Here is an 18,599-nt window from a genome sequence, read left to right as displayed (position 1 = left end):
TGAAAAAATGGCTATATATGCAATTGCAGATTTACACTTGGACCCTATTGGTGATAAGCCAATGGATGTTTTTAGTTCTAAGTGGGAAAATCATGAAAGAAAAATATTTTATAATTGGAATAAAAAAATAAAAGATAATGATATAGTACTTTTAGCTGGAGATATAAGCTGGGGGCTAAAATTAAAAGAAGCAGAAATTGACTTAAAAAAGATTGTTAAACTTCCAGGTTATAAAATAATTTCTAAAGGAAATCATGATTATTGGTGGGAAACTAAGTCAAAATTAAATAAATTAGAACTTGATAATATTCATTTTTTATTCAATGATGGGTATAAATATAATAACATAGGGGTTGCTGGAACAAGAGGTTGGATTGCTAAAGATAGTGATGAGTTTCAAGATAAAGATAAAAAAATATTTGATAGAGAAATTAATAGACTTATATTATCATTAGAAAGTATTAAAGATATGCCAGTAAAGATAGTTATGATTCATTATCCGCCGTTTAATGTATCTGGTAAAACTAATGAATTTGTAGAAATTATGAGAAAATATAATGTAAATATATGTGTTTATGGTCATCTTCATGGAGAAGGACATAAATTTGTAAAAGAAGGAATAATTGATGGAATAGAATTTAGATGTATAGCAAGTGACTATATAAACTTTATTCCTATAAAAATAGTAGATTAGAGGTGATTTTTTGACTAAGGAGCTTGAAGTAAAAGTTTTAGGGATAGACAAAGAAAAAATAATAAATAAATTAGAAAAAATAGGTGCAAAAAAAATAAAGGATGAAAAACAAAAAAATATAATACTAGATACTAAAGATAAGAGAGTAGAAAATGACTATAATGGCTACCTAAGAATAAGAACAACAAAACAAAACATTAATAATAATTGTGTAGAAAAGGTAACCTTAAAAACAATATTATCTGATAAAGAATATAGGGAGAATAAAGAAATAGAAGTAAGAATAGATAATAGTGAAAATATGTTTAAGATATTTGAAATGTTAGGCCTTGTAACAAGTTATATTGGGTATAAAGAAAGGATTTCATATGAGTTTAAAGGTATTTTATTTGAAATTGATACTTGGGATAAAGATACTTATCCAGAAACTTATATGGAAATAGAAATAAAAAACAAGAAGGATTTAGATAGAGCAATAGAATTATTAGAATTAGATAAAAGTCAAATAACTACTAAGTCAATTACAGAATTACGACGTGATGCAGGGTTAGAGTAAGTTTCTCACTTTTATTTTACAAAATGCATATCATAATTATATGAAATTCATATAAGGATAGAGGTGTGTATTTTGAACAAAAATTATAGAAATGAAGTAAAAATGATAAGAAACATTAAAAGATATTTTCCAGAAAACCAACAGTTAACTTTATCAAAAGTAGAAGATGTATTTGACATTTTAGATAAAATAAATAGAGTTAGATTAAATAAATACGATGGCTTAATAGAGGCCAAAGTAGATTTACCTAGTATTGATAGAATAGAAATGATATTAATAGAAATTGGTGAATATAGTGGAGGAAAAAGCAAAGAACTAGTTTCAAAATTAGTAAATACTAAAAAGAATATTTATAAAACTAAAGATAATATAAAAGCTCATAATAATTCATTTAGAGATCAAAATAGTGACAAATTAGAATCAGCTATATCTTTTATGAATTGCTTTAAACCTATTCTTAAGGAAGATATGAACAATAAAATTATAAAAATAGAAAAAGTTATAAATCTATTAACTACATCTAAGGAGTGATACTTTGAAAATTGGTTTGTGTCAAATGAGAGTAGAAGAAAATAAAGGTATTAACTTAGTTAAAGCACAAAGTATGATAAAAAAAGCATCAGAATTAGGTGCTGATATAATAGTTTTGCCAGAGATGTTTAATTGTCCCTATGATATAAGATATTTTAAAGAATATAGTGAAGAAGAGAAAAATAGTAGAACATTAAAAATTATTTCTAGTCTTGCCATTCAATTAAAAAAGTACATAGTGGCAGGTTCTATTCCTGAAAATGCTAATGGAAAGATATATAATACTAGTTATGTATTTGATAGAAAGGGACAAATTATAGCAAAACATAGAAAAATACACTTATTTGATATTGACATTAAAAATGGAGCTAAATTTAAAGAATCAGATGTATTAAGTAGAGGTGATAAATTTACTGTATTTGATACTGAATATTGTAAGATAGGACTTCAAATTTGTTATGATATTCGCTTTCCAGAATTATCAAGGATAATGGTAGATAAAGGGGCTAAGATAATAATTACTCCAGCTGCATTTAATATGACTACAGGGCCGGCACATTGGAAAGATTTATTCAAAGTAAGAGCTCTTGATAATCAAGTTTATACTATTGGATGTAGTGGTGCATTAAATGATGAACTTTCATATGATTCTTATGGACATTCATTAATTGTAGACCCTTGGGGTGATATAGTAGATACTTTAGAATTTGAAGAAGGAATTATTGTTGGGCAAATAGATTTAAATAAAATTAAAAATATTAGAATAGAACTACCTCTATTGAAACATAGAAGAAAAGATTTATATAACATATTTGAAAAATAGGATCAAGTAGATACTTGATCCTATTTCTTATTTTTCAGTTCCATTTCTTTCTCTAAATAAAAGTGAGATACAGTATAAACCTGCAAGTCCTACTAATCCATATACTACTCTACTTAAAAAAGCTGATTGACCACCAAATAATGAGGCAACTAAATCAAATTGAAATAATGCAATCAGTCCCCAATTAAGTGCTCCAACAATAACTAAAATTAAAGCCAATCTATCCATATTTAAAACCTCCTAATAAACTAAATTTGTATATGAATAGTATTACTAGCTTTTCAAATATTATACATTTAGTTGAATTTTATTTTTCGGGAATGTAACTAAATAAGTTAATTTGAATATTATAAAATAGAGAATAAAAAAATTAATAAAAGGTGATAAATATGTATTATAATACAAAAAATTATGGATATGGATATAATACTTCTTATGCAAGGATATTACATGCATCTCCAGATGCTCCAGGTGTTGATGTATATTTAAATAACACATTAATTGCACAAAATTTAACTTATGAAAATTTCACTGAATATTTGCCATTAATGAATGGTAGATATAATGTTCAAGTTTTTGCTACAGGAACTAGGTCAAATCCAGTTATAGATACAGTTATAAATATAATGCCTAATTCTGATTATACTATTGCAGCCACTGGTTTTTTAAATGATATACAACCATTAGTTATAAATGATACTTCTTATACTATTCCTCCTAATATGTCACAAGTAAAATTTGTTCATTTAGTACCGGATGCACCTAAAGTAGATGTAACTCTATCAGATGGAAAAAAATTATTTGAAAATATTGGTTTTAGAGAAGTTAGTAAAAAAATATTAGTTGATCCTGGTAGATATACATTACAAGTCAGAATAGCTGGAACAGATGATGTAGTTTTAACAGTTCCAAATGTAGTTTTAAATCCAAGTCAATATTATACTGTATATGCTGTAGGAACTGTAAAAGGTAATAAGCCATTACAAGCTATTATAGCTTTAGATAAAGCATCATATTAAATATAAAATAAGGATAATCAATTACTGATTATCCTTATTTTGCATTTGTGACATAAAAGCCATTGCCATTTCTAGACTTTTTACAAGTTCTTCATATATTTTCTCTTTACATTCTTCTTCTTTTCCTTCTTGAACTGTTATTCTACAAACATTTTTACCTATTTCTAATTTTTTAAAATCATCATTTAAAATAGATTTTAAACCTTCTAATATCATTTTTTTACTCTCTTCTTCATGTAAAAAAGTTTGATAGCTATTTTGAACAGCTAAAAGAATTCTTTTTTCTTCATCTAATTTAACATATTTTACAAATTGATTTATTGTATTCATATATTCACCACCTTATAAAACTTACTTTACAATAAAAAATTAAAATAATCAATATATTATATTAAATATTAAAATAAATTCTTGACAATTACGAATACATGTTCTATTCTTTTATTAAGAGGAGTTGGACAAGGATATGAAGAAAAACTTTAATTTAGAAACTATAAGTAATGATTTGGCAGTACAGATGTGGGGAGAGCTACTAGAAAAGCATATAATAACAAACGGAGTTATTTACTATCATTGTAAAGATTATGATGGTATTATATTCAATGATAAAGAATTTAATTTAGATCCTAAAATTAAAAGAAATATAAACCCAATGGTAATTATTGAAATATATAATTATAGAGGTAAAAAATATGTAATAGAGAGAACCAACAATAAGGAAAAAATACCACAAAAGTTAAAAAATAAATTTCAAAATAGACGATGTGATGATTCAATTTCCATATATGCCTTAACTGAAGGATCTGTAAAGTTACTTAAATATTATCATAGAGATATAATTAGAAATATTTATAAGAAAGAAATAGAACCTAAAGTTAAAAAATATAAATCAATAAATGGATTTATAAATAGTGAAATAAGAGATGCAATAAAATATTTAGCACTAAATGAACCGGAATTTATAAAAAAGAAAGATAAAGAGTTAGCTAGAAAAATTATAGAAAAAAAATTAGATGAAGAGCTAAATAAAATTAAAAACCTAAATTTAAAAGACGAAGAAAATTTAATAATAGATAGATATAGACAAAGAAAAGATCTAATAAAGTGATATAACTTAACTTTAAAGTTAAGTTATATCACTTTATAGTTGTTACCACTATAAATCATATGTAGTACAGATAGAAATGATACTTTAATCAAAATAATAATAAGTGTAACTTGATTTTTATCCTTTTTTAGGTTATTCTTTATTTGTAAATATAAAAATTATTTGGAGGTGTTGTAAGTGAAAAAGTTTTTGATTACAGGAGCTTTAGGACAAATAGGTTCTGAGTTAACTATGGAATTGAGAAAACGTTATGGAAATGAAAATGTAATAGCTAGTGGACGTAGCAAACGAGACACTATGGTAGTAGAATCTGGTCCTTTTGAAGTTGTAGATATAACTGATTATGATAGGTTAAATGAAGTAGTAAAAAAATATGATGTTGATTGGATAATAAATTTAGCAGCTATATTATCTGCAGTTGGAGAAAAGAAACCAACTATGGCATGGGAAGTTAATATGAATGGATTGTTTAATATATTAGAAGTTGCTCGTGAAAATAATTGTGGTGTATTTACACCTAGTTCTATAGCAGCTTTTGGTCCAAACACACCAAAAGATGATACTCCTCAAGACACGATACAAAGACCTAATACAATGTATGGGGTTACAAAAGTATCTGGAGAACTTTTATGTGATTATTATTATGAAAAATTTGGAGTTGATACAAGAGGAGTTAGATTTCCAGGTTTAATATCTTATGCTGCACTTCCAGGTGGAGGAACTACTGATTATGCAGTTCATATATATTATGATGCGTTACAAAAAGGAAAATTCACTTGTCCTCTAGATGAAGATACTTATATGGATATGATGTATATGCCAGATGCAATAAATGCTATAATTGATTTACTAGAAGCAGACGGTACCAAACTAAAACATAGAAATGCATTTAATGTAACAGCTATGAGTTTTAATCCTGAAATGATTTTTAATGAAATTAAAAAACATATTCCTGAATTTACAATGGATTACGATGTAGATGGTGACTTGCAAAAAATTGCAAATTCATGGCCAAATTCTTTAGATGATAGTGCTGCAAAAGAAGAATGGGGATGGAATCCTAAATATGATTTAGAATCCATGACCAAAGATATGCTAGAAAAATTAAGAGAGAAATTAAATATAGAAAAATAAAATAGCGGCTTATATAAGCCGCTATTTTATTTTTCTATATAATATATTCCAGTAGTGTTTTTGCCACAATGGCTAGATATAACACATCCTGCTTCTATTAATAATATTTCTTTAAAGTTCATATTTTTTTCTAATTGTTCCTTAATATATAATGAGTCTTCTATAGCCATTGACTCACCAACTATTATTCTATTTAAATCAATAGAATCTTTATTTTTATAAATATTTTGCAAAGTTAAATCAATTGCTTTTCTTTTTTTACCTCTAGGTTTTTGACCCAGTATTATATTACCATCATTAACTTTTAATATAGGTTTAATTTTAAGAAGTCCTCCCATTAAAGATTGTATACTACTACATCTACCCCCTTTATGTAAAAAATCAAAATCATCTACAATAAATGATGTTTTTACTTTTGAAACAAGACTTTTAATTTCTTCTACTATATTTTCTTTGTCCATACCTGACTCTATAAGCTCATATGCTTTAAGTAATAATAATCCTATTCCAGCGGATAAATTTTTAGAGTCTATAATTGTTATATCAGAATCTTGAAATTCATCTTCAATTATTTTAGCATTCAAAATTGTAGATGATAATTTTGAAGAAAGGCCGATATATATAATAGAATCTCCCTTATCTATATAAGGTTTAAAAGCATTATAAAAATCAATAGGAGAGGGCGCTGAAGTCTTAGGTAAAATATCTAACTCATCGACTTTTTCATATAATCCTTCAACATTTATATCATTTCCATCCTTAAATGTTTTATCTCTAAACACAACATATAATGGTATTATAGAGATATTTAATTTGTCTAATAATTTTTTGGGTAAATCACATGTACTATCAGAAAAAAGTTTAATATTATTCATTATTTTCCCCTTTCAAAACTATAAATATATATAATAGATTTATCTAAATACATATAATAATATGATAAATATTTATAATTCTATTCAATATATTGATAATATGATATTATAATATTAAATTAAAAATGTAAAGGAGAAACAAGTATGAAGATAATAGCAGATAGTTGTTGTGATTTAAATGATGAACTAGAGAATAATATAGATATAGATTTAGTTCCTTTAACTATAAGAATAGATGATGAGGAATTTATAGATGATGAGAGTTTAGATAAAGATGAACTTATAAATAAAATGAAAGATAGTAATGATTATCCTAAAACAGCTAGTCCATCTCCTATGAATTTTGCTGAGAAATATAAACAAGATGATAAAAGTTTTGTTGTAACTTTATCTTCAGCATTAAGTAGTACTTATAACAGTGCAATGATGGCAAAAAATATGATATTAGAAGAAGCAAATGATAAATTTATTCATGTATTTGATTCATTAAGTGCTTCAGTTGGGGAAACTCTAACTTGTATTAAGATAGATGAGTTAATTAATAAAAATTTTTCTGAAAATGATATTGTTATAAAGACAAATCAATATATAAAAGAAATGAAAACTTTTTTTGTTTTGGAATCATTAGATAATTTAATAAAGGCTGGAAGAATGAGCAAACTAAAAGGACGTATTGCATCTGCTCTTTCTATAAAGCCTATAATGGGTTCTACAGATGATGGTAATATAAGGTTAGTAAAGAAAGCAAGAGGTACAAATAAAGCACTATCTAAGCTTGTAGATGTAATAGAAGAAGAAGGAGAGCACACTAAATTTAGTGAAAAGATATTAGGAATTTCACATGTTAATGCATATGAGAGAGCCAAGAAATTAAAAGAGGATATTCTGAAAAAATATAAATTTAAAGATATAATTATAGTTGAAGCTAGAGGAATTAGTACAGTATATGCAAATGAAGGTGGAATAATAATAGCTTTTTAAGGATTTAATTTTAAATAATTTTTATTTGGGTAATATATGTTATAGATGAATTATTAATAAAGTTTTGGAGGGATTTCAATGACAAATAAAAATATAACATTTGGTGGAAAACCAGTTACATTAAAAGGGACTCAAGTAAAAATAGGTGATAAAGCTGAAAATTTTAAAGCCTTAAAACAAGATTTATCTGAATTTGATTTCTATAATGAAACAGAGGGAAAGATAAAAGTTATATCTGTAGTACCTTCAATAGACACTGGTGTATGTTCATTACAAACACAAAGATTCAATGAAGAATCAACAAAATTGTCTGATGATGTGTTTATTGTAACAATATCTGTAGATTTACCCTTTGCTCAAAAGAGGTTCTGTGGGGCAGAAGGTATAGAAAATATAAAAGTAGTATCAGATCATAAAGATTTAGACTTTGGTGATAAGTATGGGTTTACTATAGAAGAATTTAGATTGCTATCAAGAGGCGTTTTAGTTATAAATAAAGACAATAAAATAGAATATGTAGAATATCTAGATGAAGTAACTAATCATCCTAATTATGATAAAGCATTAGAAGAAATTAAAAAATTGATATAGTTTTATTTACAAATTTAACATTATAATATATAATATGAAATTAAATAAATGAAAAGCGTTGATTAAGAGTAGTAAGCAAAAATCTTTCTATAGCGAACTGGTGATGGTGGAAGATCAGTGTTAAGTATTTGCTGAATGGACTTAGGAGTTCAAATTTGAAAAATAGTAGAATTTGACGGCTTTCCCCGTTATAGGATAAAAGATGACTAAATGTCAATTAGAGTGGTACCGCGACTTAACCCATCGTCTCTATATATAGAGACAATGGGTTTTATTATTTTGTGAAAGGAAGAATGAATATGAGTGAAAAAAAAGTTATATTTAGTGGAGTACAGCCTTCAGGTGAATTAACATTAGGTAATTACTTAGGAGCTATAAGAAATTGGGTAGATTTGCAAGAAAAATATGATTGTTATTATTGTGTTGTAGATTTACATTCTATAACAGTACCACAAATAGCTAAAGACTTAAGGAGAAGAACATTAGAAGTTATGTCATTATATATGGCTTGTGGAATAGATCCTTCAAAATCTACAATATTTATTCAATCACATGTTCCAGAACATACTCAACTATCCTGGGTTTTATCTTCAATGACTTATTTAGGTGAATTAAATCGAATGACTCAGTTTAAAGATAAAATCAAGAAAAATGAAAAGAACTTAAATGCTGGATTATTAACTTATCCTGTGCTAATGGCATCAGATATTTTATTATACAGTACGGATTCAGTTCCAGTAGGGGAAGATCAAAAGCAACACTTAGAACTTGCACGTGATTTAGCTTCTAGGTTTAACAATAGATATAGCGAAACATTTAAAGTACCAGATCCACTTATATCTACTGTTGGAGCTAGGATAATGGATTTGCAAAATCCTTCTCAAAAGATGTCAAAATCAGCTGAAAATGAAAATGGATATATATTATTAAAAGATGACCCAGATACTATTAGAAGAAAGGTAAAGAGAAGTATAACTGATTCAATAAATCAAGTTAGATACTCAGATGAACAACTTGGAATTAAAAATCTTCTTACAATTTACTCTAAATTAACTGGAGAAAAGATTTCAGATATTGAAAATAAATATATTGGAAAAGGATATGGAGAATTTAAAGAGGATATTTCAGAAATTATAATTGATACTTTAAAACCCATAAGAGAAAAATATTTAGAATATATGAACGATAAAGCTTATTTAGAAAAGGTATATAAAGAAGGAAGTGAAAAAGCTAGTAGAGTTGCTCGTAAAACTCTTAGAAAAGTTTATAAAAAAACTGGATTTATTCCTAGATAAAATAAAAGACTTGTTGATAACAAAAGTTATTAACAAGTCTTTTTAATTAAGTGTATCAAAAATCAAAGATTATAAATATACTAATAGTAGCTAGATAGGAGGGATTTCCATGCCAATGTCAGCAAGAGAATTATTAGCTAGAATTATCAAATGTGAGGCAGGGGGAGAGGGAGACACTGGAATGAAGGCAGTTGCTACTGTAGTTATGAATAGAGTTCATATTCCCTATGGAGAATACCAAAGAGTGAATATGGGGAATTTAAGAAATGTAATATTTCAAGAAGGACAATTTGATTGTGTAAGAAATGTTATAGGAGGAAGAAGAAACCCTCAAACAATTTGGGCTAGTCCTCCGGAACAGATTCATTATGAAATAGCAGATTGGGCCTTGTCAGGTAATAAGCAATGGAATATTGTAAACTCTTTATGGTATATGAATCCTTTTGTCCCTGAATGTCCTACTTATTTTCCACGGAATAGAAGTGGGGTGATAAATACCAGAATAAGAAAACATTGTTTTTTTGATCCAACTGAACTTTATAAAGAAACTTAAAATATCAAGGAGGTTTTCATAAATGTATCCAAAGAATTATAACGTGCCTAATTATAACCCTATGCCAAATAATCCAAATATGCCTAATTATAACTATCCTAATAGGCCAGTAAACCCTAATATTCCAAAGCCAGATATGGAAGACAGAGAGCCACTTCCAGTATTTAAAGATCAAGAATACTTACAAGGGTATTTAATGAATTTAATAGGAGAATATGTAAGAATAGATTTCTTAATAGGAACAAATACCTTTTTAGATAAAGAAGGTAGGTTACTAGATGTGGGAGTAGATTATGTAGTTTTACAAGAAGCAGAAACTGATGATTATATAATTGGAGATTTATATTCAATTAAATTTGTAAAAGTATTAAGATAAAACAAAAAAAAGGTGACTTGTCACCTTTTTTTTTATGCTTTTTTGGGTAATATATATATTATAGAATAAATATTCATAAAGGAATGATATAATATGAATAGATTTGAAAAATATTATGGAATGGCTTTTAAATCTGTCTTATGGGCTTTAAATCCATTTAAAAAGAAAATAATAACTACAGAATGCAAAGTTCATAGATTTATTAACTATCAGTCAATGAAGCTCTTAGCTGATAATAATTATATAGAAGAATTTGAAGTATATAATCATTATTTAGAAGAAGTAAATAGAGGAGCAGTTTGGGCTGATCAAGATTTCAAAAGTACAAGTCATTTTTATAGTCCGACTAAACGTAGGGGGATGTTTGGCCATTCTAATGCAAAGAATTTGACAAATAATTATTATAAAAAAGCAATTTCATATTGGAAAAAAGGTTATAAAAGTAGGTCTATGTTTTATTTAGGAGCATCACTTCATATAATACAAGATATGACAATACCTCAACATGTAAATATACGCCTTTTAGATAATCATAGACAATATGAAAATTTTGTAAAGACAACATATGATATAGTAAAGGAGTTTAGAACAAGTAAAAGCCCAATAGAATTTAAAAAATTAAATAGTTATATAGTTTTTAATGCTAAAACCGCATTAAAACAATATAAAAAGTATAAGGATTTGGAAAATTCAAGAGAAAGATATTATAAAATAACAAAATGTTCACTTCCACTTGCACAGAGAACTACTGCAGGATGTATGATAAAATTTTTAAAAGATGTAAAGTATTATGATAATAAAAACAATATAAATTAAGGATGTGTGTAAATGAGTAAGGTAAAATTAAGAGATGAAATAGATTCTAATTTTAAATGGGATATTGAATCTATGTATAAAAATGATGAAGATTGGGAAAAAGATTTTAAAAAAGTTAAATCATTAATAGGAGAATTAAAATTATTTAAAGGAAATGTAATTAAAAATCCAGATAATTTATTGGGGTTATTAAGATTAAAAGATGAAATTTCTAGAACAGTAAGTAATGTATACACATTTGCTAAAATGAAACAAGATGAAGATACCAATAATGCCAAATATCAAGAATTTACTGACAGAGCAACAACTTTAATGGTAAATATAGGTGAAGTTTCTTCTTTTATAGTACCTGAGATTTTAGAATTAAATAAAGAAGATATTTTGCTATTTAAGAAGAAAAATCCTGGCTTAAATGAATATTCTCATTACTTAGATGAAATTTTCAGACAAAAAGAACATATATTAAGTGAAAAAGAAGAGGCTATAATAGCAGGAGTAGGAGATATTGCAAATGGTCCTGAAAATACTTTTTCTATGCTTAATAATGCAGATTTAGAATTTCCTGTTATAAAGGATGAAAATGGCGAAGAAATACAGATTACTCATGGCAGATTTATACCTCTAATGGAGAATAAAGATAGAAGAGTAAGAGAAGATGCATTTAAAGCATTATATGAGACTTATGGGAATTATAAAAATACATTTGCAAGTATTTTAAACACTAATATAAAGAAAAATATATTTTACTCTAAAGTTAGGAGATATAATTCATCACTAAATGCAGCATTGGATGAAGATAATATTTCTGTAAAAGTATATGATAATTTATTAGAATCGGTAAATGATAATTTAGATAAGATGCATAAATATATAGAAATAAGAAAAAGAGCTCTTGACTTAGGAGATATTCATTTTTATGATTTATATACTCCAATAGTAAAAGAAATAGATATGGATATAGAATATGAAGAAGCTAAAGAAATTGTATTAAAAGGATTAAGTCCTTTAAAAAGAGAGTATTTAGAAATAGCTAAAAAAGGGTTTGATTCTGGATGGATAGATGTATATGAAAATAAAGGAAAACGAAGTGTAGCATATTCATGGGGAACATATGATTCAAAGCCATTTATATTATTAAATTATCAAAATACATTGGATAATATGTTTACTATTGCACATGAAATGGGCCATTCAATGCATAGTTATTTTTCAAAGAATAATCAACCTTATATATATTCAGGATATAGTATATTTGTAGCTGAAGTAGCTTCTACTGTAAATGAAGCTCTTCTTATAAATTATATGTTAGAAAATGAAGTTGATCCAAGAAAGAAATTATATTTTTTAAATCATTTTTTAGAACAATTTAGAGGTACTATATACAGACAAACAATGTTTGCGGAATTTGAAAAGATAATACATGAAAAAACAGAAAAGGGAGAATCATTAACAGCAGAAGCTTTTAGTAATATATATAAGAATTTAAATAGAAAGTATTATGGAGAAGAAATAGTTATTGATGAAGAAATAGCAATGGAATGGGCAAGAATTCCACACTTTTACTATAATTTTTATGTATATCAATATGCAACAGGTTTTTCAGCAGCAGTTTATTTGTCTCAGAAGATACTTAATAATGAAGAGGGAGCAGTAGAAAAATACTTAGAATTTTTAAAAAGTGGAAGTTCAGACTATCCTATAGAAGTATTGAAAAAGGCTGGGGTAGACATGACTACAAAGAAACCTGTAGATGATGCATTAAAACTTTTTGGTGAATTAGTAGATAAAATGGAAAGACTTATATAAATAAACTCCCTTAAAAGGGAGTTTATTTATATAAGATTTTATAAGAATTTATCTCTGACATTACTCCAAAAATCTTTTTTACCCATATTGAGTAGGTTTATAGTCATTTTAGAAAGTTTAAAACTAATTTCAGTTATATTTTCATATTTATGTTGATTTCCATCGACTGTTATAAGTATTGAATTTTCATCTCTATATTCTGGAGCTATTTTTATTTCCATATCACTTGGAACTATTGCACTAGTAGTAAGAGAACGATATACTTTTGAATTTATAGGGGCTAGTGGTGTTAATTGCAGTACATCTAAAGTAGTATATACTATACTTCCACCAGAAGAAAAATTGTAAGCAGAACTTCCCATAGGAGTAGATATAATTACCCCGTCACCACTAAATCTTTCAAGATATGTATTATCTATTGAAATATTTAGATGTATAACTTTAGATTCTATTCCCTTTACGACAATTTCATTAATTCCTATAAGATCAATGCAACTTGTTCTTGTACATACTAATGCTTCAACTAAATATAAAGAATCAACTATATAGTCATTAGAGTCTAATTTATCTAAAAATTCTTCTAAATTTGTAGGGGATATTTCTTGAAAAAAACCTAAATGTCCAGTATTTATCCCTACAAATGGAATATCAGGGAATCCATAATGATGTACTGCTGTTAAGAATGAACCATCACCACCAACACATATATTTAGTATTGCTTCTGTATCATAATTTTTAGTGACTGTATATCCTCTAATATTTAATTTTTGTTTTAATAATGCAGCTGTATTTGACGACTCTTCATCTTTATTATATATTACATTTATCTTTTTATTTTTATATGTAGAATTATTCATTTAAAAAACCTCCTTAAATAATACAGAAATAAAGCTTTTAATTACATTATACAATAAATTATATAAAAAAACTAAAAGGAATGATAATATGATTATACCCAAAGAAAGCCATAATATTATAAATTTAAAAGTTGAAGAAAAAGAAATAAAATTAAAAGTTTTTTTAAACAATAAAATGAATCTATCATCAAGATTATTTAAAAAACTTATTAGACAAAAAAATATATTTATAAATAATAAACCTTTAAGTAATGAATTTTATGTTTATAGTAATGATATCATTACTATAAAGTTTGAAAAAGAACAAAATGTGTATAAACCACAGGAAATGGATTTAAATATAATATATGAAGATGTTGATGTTATAGCTATAAATAAAGAGCCTAATATCTTAGTTCATCCAACTAAAAATCATCCACAAGATACTATTACAAATGGTATAGTTTATTATTTTAAAAAGAATAATATAGATAAAAAGGTAAGACTAGTAAATAGGTTAGATATGGATACTTCAGGAATATTGATTGTTGCAAAAAATTCTTATGCCCACGGACAAATGGCAGAACAATTTAGAAATAATATAATAAAAAAATATATTGCAGTTGTTAAAGGCGTAGTAAAAGAAAATAAGGGAATAATTAATCTTCCGATTATGAAATCTAGAGAAGGTATTAAACAAGTAGTAGATAAGAGTGGAAAAGAATCTATAACAGAGTTTGAAGTTGTGGAAAGGTTTAAAGATATTACTATTTTAAGCCTCAAGATTCTTACAGGAAGAACTCATCAAATAAGAGTACATTTATCATACTTAGGTCATCCTATTATAGGGGATAGTTTATATGGTGAAGAAAGTGATTTCATATCTAGACAAGCTTTACATTCATATTATTTAAAATTCAATAGGGTTAGAGATAAAAAAGAAATAGAATTAAAATCAGATTTACCTTACGATATAAAAGCATTAATAGAAAAAGTGAAATGATTAGTTGTTTTAAAACAACTAATCATTTCACTTTAATTATTGACTTAAAATCAATGTATTAGTATTTATATCCACCATAGCAATTAGTAAATAGAACAACTAATAATAAAAAGAAAAATAATAAAGTAGAATCATTTTCCCCATCAAAAAATCCGCCTAAAATTTTATTTGACATTAAAATCCCTCCGAACAGTAATATTTGTTACACTATATAATATGTAAAAATTAGATAATTGTGATATTTGAAATTAACCTATATTTTTATCTTTACTTTTATTATCTTCTTCCTTTTGATTTTCACTATTACTTTCATCATCATTATTAAATAAATCTAACAAACCTAGTAGTTTATTAATATCTGGAGATTTACCTTCTGAAGTTTCGGTTTTCTGGTTATTGTTAGCTAGTATAGGCCCTATAACATCAATTAAGTTATCAATATTATTAGAATCAGAATTATTATTAGATGTATTTATATTAGTTAATATTTTAAGAATTCCTTTATACATGTCTAAATTAGTTGCCATGGAAATAAAAGGACTTATTTTCTGGTACTCTGTTTGGGGTAATTCTTCTTTTAATATGTAAGTAACTCTGTTTGTTTTTTCTTTTGAATTTAAGTCATTAGCAACAACAACAGGGGACACAGTACTTGTTCTTTGGAAAAACTCCATAACAATAAATGCTTTGCTAATTCTATCATAAATAGGAAGATATTTATTTATGATATTTATAAAATCTTTAGGAAGATAAGGAGCTACTTTAACTAAAATATCAATTTTTTCAAATATTTTAGAGAAATTATTCTTTGATAAATGATCAAAGTTTAAATTTAAAATATTACGATTTTCTTGTGATAAAAATTTTTTAATAATTGGGATAAGAAAAATTAATATTATTGGATTTTCTAGTATGTTTTCATATTTTTCTTTGAAAGTTGTAGAGAGATCATTCACATTTTTACCTCCTTGCTATAGATTAAAATTCTGTATAATATTATATGAGATTAACATATAATTTGTGATAAAATTAATATCTTTATTTTGTTTGTAATAATGAAACTTTATAATACATATCTTTTAAATAGATATTATAAAGGAGGAATTAAAATGGATGATAAAAAAGGAAAGAAAGATATATCAGAATTAGTTGATAAGTTAAAATCAACTGTTAATCCTAAAGATAAAGATATGGAGAAGTTAAAGGATTTAGCTAGTAAATATTCTGATAAGTCTGAAGATGAATTATATTTTGAGATAATAAATTTAAATAAAAAATTATCTCAAGAAAATAATAAAGAGGAATTTATGAAAAAAATAAAAAAACTAGAAAGATTAAGACCTATGTTAAATGAAAGCCAAAATAAAAAACTTGATAAATTATTAGAAGTATTAAACAATGAATCAGAATAATTATGGAGTATTAAAGTTAGTAGTATAAATTAACAGTTTATTTATTATGAATTTTGTAGTATAATGTATTTAAAGATAATTTCCTGATATGTTCGTTAGATTCTCTTTAATTCAACCGACATATATAATATGGGAGTTTGGAGTCTGATAATGTATGGTATGCCTTTTAAAGGACATCAGAACTTATTAGCAGAGCACCCACCTGCGAGAGTAGCGGGTATGAATTAATGAGCATGACGGCATGTCGGGTAAACCCTTAAGCACAGCTTAAGGGTTTATTTATGTCTTTTTTTAGATAATAATTTTAATATTATATTAATAGGTAATGCATTAGTTATAATCAAAAGAATGAAATATATAAATATTGATATTAAATAATTAATTATTATATAAAATTGATTTAATTGAAAATGATTTATAAAATAATAACCTAATTTAATAGACTGTAGCATTATACCTCCTGAAATAACAGGTTTTAATATGAAATTTGTAATATCCCATTTTATTTTAATATATTTTTTAAGAGTTATAAAATCAAGACTAAACATCACAATAGAACATACTAAGAAACCAATAAGAAATCCATATATTCCATAGTTAGGGTTTGAGACTAAAAAGAAAGTTGCAAGTAGTTGTATACTCATACCTATAAAATGATTTATACTTGCTTGTATTTGTTTTCCTAATCCATGTAATATACCAGAGGCCGTGTGATGAAGTGATAAGAATATAGTGCTATATGATAGGACATATAAATATTTTCCAACTAAAACATCATTATAAACAAAATCAGTTATTGGTATAGAATAAAAAATATATATTAAAGTTATAGGAATTGTTAAAATGAATGTCACTCTTAAACATAAACTTGAACTTTTTTCAACATCAGATAAATTATTTTTACTAATTTGCTCTGATATATTTGGTATTATATTCATTACTAAAGCTCCAGTAAAAATGAATGGTAAAAATACAAAAGGCATGGCCATACCTGCTACTCTTCCAAATATTTCTAATGATTGTTCCATTGTATAACCTGCTAATATCAATCTTCTAGGTATTAATATTGTATTTGATATCTGTAATAAAACGTGAAAAAATTGTGATATTGTTATTGGCATAGCAATAAAAAATAATGAAGTTATTATTTCTTTGGATGATAATTTCTTATTTACAATATTTTTTTTAGATTTAAAATTTATAATATTATAATTTAAAAATAGCCATAGTAGTCCAAAAAATTCTCCTATACTAATTCCTAAAAGTGCTATAAAAGCTCCCCAGGTAGAATCTATAGGGTAAGAAAAATATAAATAGAGTAAAACAAATATTATTCTTGTTATTTGTTCAATGATTTGTGATGATCCTGAGATAGCCATTTTCTTTAATCCATAGAAATATCCTCTAGTTACAGAAGATAAAGAAATTAGTAAGATTGCTGGAATTAAAAAGTATAAGAAATATAATGTATTTTTATTTTTTAATATATTAGAACTTATAAATGGGGATAGTAAAAATAATATTAAACTTAAAATCAGTGAAAATAAAATTGTAATATAGATCGAAACTTTCAATATTTGTTTACTTGCTAAACTATTATTTTTGGCCTCTTGCTTAGCAACAAGTTTAGTAACAGCTATAGGTAATCCAGCAGTAGTTATGGTTAAAAATAGCATTAGAATAGGATTTATTAATTGGAAAAGACCTATTCCTTTTGCTCCTATTATTTTTGATAAAATAATCTTATATCCAAATCCCATAGCTCTAACTAAAAAATTTACTAAAGCTAAAATTATAGCACCATATATGAATTTGATTTTATTCAATATATCACCTCTTAGAAAAATTATATATTTAATAAATATTCAAATCATTTATATAAAATGTATAATAAAATGATAAATTCGATATTATAAACATTAAAGAGGTGATAATATTTGAAAGAAGTATGTCCTTTATGTAATGGAATACAAGAAATAATTAAAAATTGTAAGAGATGTGGAGGAGATATGATTGATCAGGGACCAATAGTAGATTATCTAGATAATTATAGTCCTTATTTATCCAATGATATAACACAATTAGTTGATGGAGTAAGCAAAAATGAATGTACCCATTTATTTAAATGTAAAGAATGTAATCATGATAAGAGGATAAGTATACAAAGGGTGGAGATTTAACTCCACCCTT

General features: G+C 25.8%; 23 protein-coding genes, 1 other RNA gene and 1 other annotated feature. Of the genes, 18 read left to right on the top strand and 6 right to left on the bottom strand.

Going from position 1 to position 18,599, the window contains the following annotated elements:
• The first annotated feature begins 7 nt into the window (after nucleotides 1–7).
• The 4 genes from D3Z33_RS03135 (at nucleotide 8) to D3Z33_RS03120 (ending at nucleotide 2,604) form a co-directional block, all read left to right on the top strand.
• A complete protein-coding gene (locus D3Z33_RS03135) occupies nucleotides 8–694 on the top strand; it encodes a metallophosphoesterase (RefSeq protein ID WP_160196322.1) in 687 nt (228 codons plus the stop codon).
• 10 nt (nucleotides 695–704) lie between these two features.
• Entirely contained in the window at nucleotides 705–1,250 is a 546-nt protein-coding gene (locus D3Z33_RS03130; RefSeq protein WP_160196321.1) for a class IV adenylate cyclase, read from the top strand.
• Between the two features lie 72 nt (nucleotides 1,251–1,322).
• Entirely contained in the window at nucleotides 1,323–1,781 is a 459-nt protein-coding gene (locus tag D3Z33_RS03125) for a hypothetical protein (RefSeq protein WP_160196320.1), read from the top strand.
• 4 nt (nucleotides 1,782–1,785) lie between these two features.
• A complete protein-coding gene (locus D3Z33_RS03120) occupies nucleotides 1,786–2,604 on the top strand; it encodes a carbon-nitrogen hydrolase family protein (RefSeq protein WP_279279059.1) in 819 nt (272 codons plus the stop codon).
• Nucleotides 2,605–2,631: 27 nt separating this feature from the next.
• Here the strand turns inward: D3Z33_RS03120 and D3Z33_RS03115 are convergent, their stop codons facing one another.
• Nucleotides 2,632–2,832 carry a DUF378 domain-containing protein gene (locus tag D3Z33_RS03115; protein WP_160196319.1) on the bottom strand — a complete coding sequence of 67 codons (201 nt, stop codon included), beginning with the start codon at nucleotides 2,830–2,832 and terminating at the stop codon, nucleotides 2,632–2,634.
• 161 nt (nucleotides 2,833–2,993) lie between these two features.
• On the opposite strand from D3Z33_RS03115, the gene D3Z33_RS03110 reads away from it, so the two are divergent.
• Nucleotides 2,994–3,623 (top strand): DUF4397 domain-containing protein, encoded by a 630-nt coding sequence (locus tag D3Z33_RS03110; protein ID WP_160196318.1) that lies wholly within the window; start codon nucleotides 2,994–2,996, stop codon nucleotides 3,621–3,623.
• A 21-nt stretch (nucleotides 3,624–3,644) separates the two neighbouring features.
• Here D3Z33_RS03110 and D3Z33_RS03105 read toward each other — a convergent pair whose 3' ends face one another.
• On the bottom strand, nucleotides 3,645–3,953 hold the full coding sequence (locus tag D3Z33_RS03105; RefSeq protein WP_160196317.1) for a hypothetical protein: 309 nt from the start codon (nucleotides 3,951–3,953) through the stop codon (nucleotides 3,645–3,647).
• Between the two features lie 136 nt (nucleotides 3,954–4,089).
• Between D3Z33_RS03105 and D3Z33_RS03100 the strand changes: the two genes are divergently transcribed.
• Nucleotides 4,090–4,731, top strand: coding sequence for a hypothetical protein (locus D3Z33_RS03100; RefSeq protein WP_160196316.1), 642 nt, complete (start codon nucleotides 4,090–4,092; stop codon nucleotides 4,729–4,731).
• 177 nt (nucleotides 4,732–4,908) lie between these two features.
• Entirely contained in the window at nucleotides 4,909–5,865 is a 957-nt protein-coding gene (locus tag D3Z33_RS03095) for an NAD-dependent epimerase/dehydratase family protein (RefSeq protein ID WP_160196315.1), read from the top strand.
• Between the two features lie 26 nt (nucleotides 5,866–5,891).
• Here D3Z33_RS03095 and D3Z33_RS03090 read toward each other — a convergent pair whose 3' ends face one another.
• On the bottom strand, nucleotides 5,892–6,740 hold the full coding sequence (locus D3Z33_RS03090; protein WP_160196314.1) for a DegV family protein: 849 nt from the start codon (nucleotides 6,738–6,740) through the stop codon (nucleotides 5,892–5,894).
• Nucleotides 6,741–6,884: 144 nt separating this feature from the next.
• On the opposite strand from D3Z33_RS03090, the gene D3Z33_RS03085 reads away from it, so the two are divergent.
• The 7 genes from D3Z33_RS03085 to pepF all read left to right on the top strand — a co-directional run bounded on the left by D3Z33_RS03085 (nucleotide 6,885) and on the right by pepF (nucleotide 13,158).
• Nucleotides 6,885–7,721 (top strand): DegV family protein, encoded by an 837-nt coding sequence (locus D3Z33_RS03085; protein ID WP_160196313.1) that lies wholly within the window; start codon nucleotides 6,885–6,887, stop codon nucleotides 7,719–7,721.
• 78 nt (nucleotides 7,722–7,799) lie between these two features.
• Nucleotides 7,800–8,312 (top strand): thiol peroxidase, encoded by a 513-nt coding sequence (gene tpx / locus D3Z33_RS03080; RefSeq protein ID WP_160196312.1) that lies wholly within the window; start codon nucleotides 7,800–7,802, stop codon nucleotides 8,310–8,312.
• A 49-nt stretch (nucleotides 8,313–8,361) separates the two neighbouring features.
• Nucleotides 8,362–8,566, top strand: a binding site (T-box leader).
• Nucleotides 8,567–8,611: 45 nt separating this feature from the next.
• On the top strand, nucleotides 8,612–9,607 hold the full coding sequence (trpS, locus tag D3Z33_RS03075; protein ID WP_160196311.1) for a tryptophan--tRNA ligase: 996 nt from the start codon (nucleotides 8,612–8,614) through the stop codon (nucleotides 9,605–9,607).
• A 109-nt stretch (nucleotides 9,608–9,716) separates the two neighbouring features.
• A complete protein-coding gene (locus D3Z33_RS03070) occupies nucleotides 9,717–10,160 on the top strand; it encodes a cell wall hydrolase (protein ID WP_160196310.1) in 444 nt (147 codons plus the stop codon).
• A gap of 22 nt (nucleotides 10,161–10,182) precedes the next feature.
• Complete coding sequence (locus D3Z33_RS03065; RefSeq protein WP_160196309.1) at nucleotides 10,183–10,536, top strand: hypothetical protein; 354 nt, start codon at nucleotides 10,183–10,185, stop codon at nucleotides 10,534–10,536.
• A 93-nt stretch (nucleotides 10,537–10,629) separates the two neighbouring features.
• Nucleotides 10,630–11,352, top strand: coding sequence for a zinc dependent phospholipase C family protein (locus D3Z33_RS03060; RefSeq protein ID WP_160196308.1), 723 nt, complete (start codon nucleotides 10,630–10,632; stop codon nucleotides 11,350–11,352).
• 12 nt (nucleotides 11,353–11,364) lie between these two features.
• Entirely contained in the window at nucleotides 11,365–13,158 is a 1,794-nt protein-coding gene (gene pepF, locus D3Z33_RS03055; protein WP_160196307.1) for an oligoendopeptidase F, read from the top strand.
• Between the two features lie 38 nt (nucleotides 13,159–13,196).
• Here pepF and D3Z33_RS03050 read toward each other — a convergent pair whose 3' ends face one another.
• Nucleotides 13,197–14,015 carry an NAD(+)/NADH kinase gene (locus D3Z33_RS03050; RefSeq protein ID WP_160196306.1) on the bottom strand — a complete coding sequence of 273 codons (819 nt, stop codon included), beginning with the start codon at nucleotides 14,013–14,015 and terminating at the stop codon, nucleotides 13,197–13,199.
• 88 nt (nucleotides 14,016–14,103) lie between these two features.
• Here D3Z33_RS03050 and D3Z33_RS03045 point away from each other — a divergent pair, with 88 nt between their 5' ends.
• Nucleotides 14,104–14,997, top strand: coding sequence for an RluA family pseudouridine synthase (locus D3Z33_RS03045; protein WP_160196305.1), 894 nt, complete (start codon nucleotides 14,104–14,106; stop codon nucleotides 14,995–14,997).
• 248 nt (nucleotides 14,998–15,245) lie between these two features.
• Here the strand turns inward: D3Z33_RS03045 and D3Z33_RS03040 are convergent, their stop codons facing one another.
• Nucleotides 15,246–15,953 carry a hypothetical protein gene (locus tag D3Z33_RS03040; protein ID WP_160196304.1) on the bottom strand — a complete coding sequence of 236 codons (708 nt, stop codon included), beginning with the start codon at nucleotides 15,951–15,953 and terminating at the stop codon, nucleotides 15,246–15,248.
• 153 nt (nucleotides 15,954–16,106) lie between these two features.
• Between D3Z33_RS03040 and D3Z33_RS03035 the strand changes: the two genes are divergently transcribed.
• Nucleotides 16,107–16,409 (top strand): hypothetical protein, encoded by a 303-nt coding sequence (locus D3Z33_RS03035; protein ID WP_130806463.1) that lies wholly within the window; start codon nucleotides 16,107–16,109, stop codon nucleotides 16,407–16,409.
• A gap of 77 nt (nucleotides 16,410–16,486) precedes the next feature.
• Nucleotides 16,487–16,664, top strand: a non-coding RNA gene (gene ssrS / locus D3Z33_RS03030) — 6S RNA.
• Nucleotides 16,665–16,684: 20 nt separating this feature from the next.
• On the opposite strand, the gene D3Z33_RS03025 is transcribed toward ssrS, so the two are convergent.
• Nucleotides 16,685–18,235, bottom strand: coding sequence for a putative polysaccharide biosynthesis protein (locus D3Z33_RS03025; RefSeq protein WP_160196303.1), 1,551 nt, complete (start codon nucleotides 18,233–18,235; stop codon nucleotides 16,685–16,687).
• Nucleotides 18,236–18,346: 111 nt separating this feature from the next.
• On the opposite strand from D3Z33_RS03025, the gene D3Z33_RS03020 reads away from it, so the two are divergent.
• The gene (locus D3Z33_RS03020; protein WP_160196302.1) at nucleotides 18,347–18,589 is read left to right on the top strand and encodes a hypothetical protein; all 243 of its coding nucleotides are present in this window, start codon (nucleotides 18,347–18,349) and stop codon (nucleotides 18,587–18,589) included.
• Nucleotides 18,590–18,599 lie beyond the last annotated feature (10 nt).

Origin of the sequence: Senegalia massiliensis, assembly GCF_009911265.1 — a bacterium.
GTDB lineage: Bacteria > Bacillota > Clostridia > Tissierellales > SIT17 > Anaeromonas > Anaeromonas massiliensis_A.
This window is presented reverse-complemented; position numbering and strand designations above follow the sequence as displayed.

Coding starts and splice junctions, on each gene's coding strand:
- D3Z33_RS03070 (WP_160196310.1), top strand. CDS start 9,717: ATGCCAATGTCAGCAAGAGAATTATTAGCTAGAATTATCAAATGTGAG.
- tpx (WP_160196312.1), top strand. CDS start 7,800: ATGACAAATAAAAATATAACATTTGGTGGAAAACCAGTTACATTAAAA.
- D3Z33_RS03060 (WP_160196308.1), top strand. CDS start 10,630: ATGAATAGATTTGAAAAATATTATGGAATGGCTTTTAAATCTGTCTTA.
- D3Z33_RS03035 (WP_130806463.1), top strand. CDS start 16,107: ATGGATGATAAAAAAGGAAAGAAAGATATATCAGAATTAGTTGATAAG.
- D3Z33_RS03110 (WP_160196318.1), top strand. CDS start 2,994: ATGTATTATAATACAAAAAATTATGGATATGGATATAATACTTCTTAT.
- D3Z33_RS03085 (WP_160196313.1), top strand. CDS start 6,885: ATGAAGATAATAGCAGATAGTTGTTGTGATTTAAATGATGAACTAGAG.
- D3Z33_RS03115 (WP_160196319.1), bottom strand. CDS start 2,832: ATGGATAGATTGGCTTTAATTTTAGTTATTGTTGGAGCACTTAATTGG.
- D3Z33_RS03105 (WP_160196317.1), bottom strand. CDS start 3,953: ATGAATACAATAAATCAATTTGTAAAATATGTTAAATTAGATGAAGAA.
- D3Z33_RS03065 (WP_160196309.1), top strand. CDS start 10,183: ATGTATCCAAAGAATTATAACGTGCCTAATTATAACCCTATGCCAAAT.
- D3Z33_RS03090 (WP_160196314.1), bottom strand. CDS start 6,740: ATGAATAATATTAAACTTTTTTCTGATAGTACATGTGATTTACCCAAA.
- D3Z33_RS03045 (WP_160196305.1), top strand. CDS start 14,104: ATGATTATACCCAAAGAAAGCCATAATATTATAAATTTAAAAGTTGAA.
- pepF (WP_160196307.1), top strand. CDS start 11,365: ATGAGTAAGGTAAAATTAAGAGATGAAATAGATTCTAATTTTAAATGG.
- D3Z33_RS03100 (WP_160196316.1), top strand. CDS start 4,090: ATGAAGAAAAACTTTAATTTAGAAACTATAAGTAATGATTTGGCAGTA.
- D3Z33_RS03135 (WP_160196322.1), top strand. CDS start 8: ATGGCTATATATGCAATTGCAGATTTACACTTGGACCCTATTGGTGAT.
- D3Z33_RS03050 (WP_160196306.1), bottom strand. CDS start 14,015: ATGAATAATTCTACATATAAAAATAAAAAGATAAATGTAATATATAAT.
- trpS (WP_160196311.1), top strand. CDS start 8,612: ATGAGTGAAAAAAAAGTTATATTTAGTGGAGTACAGCCTTCAGGTGAA.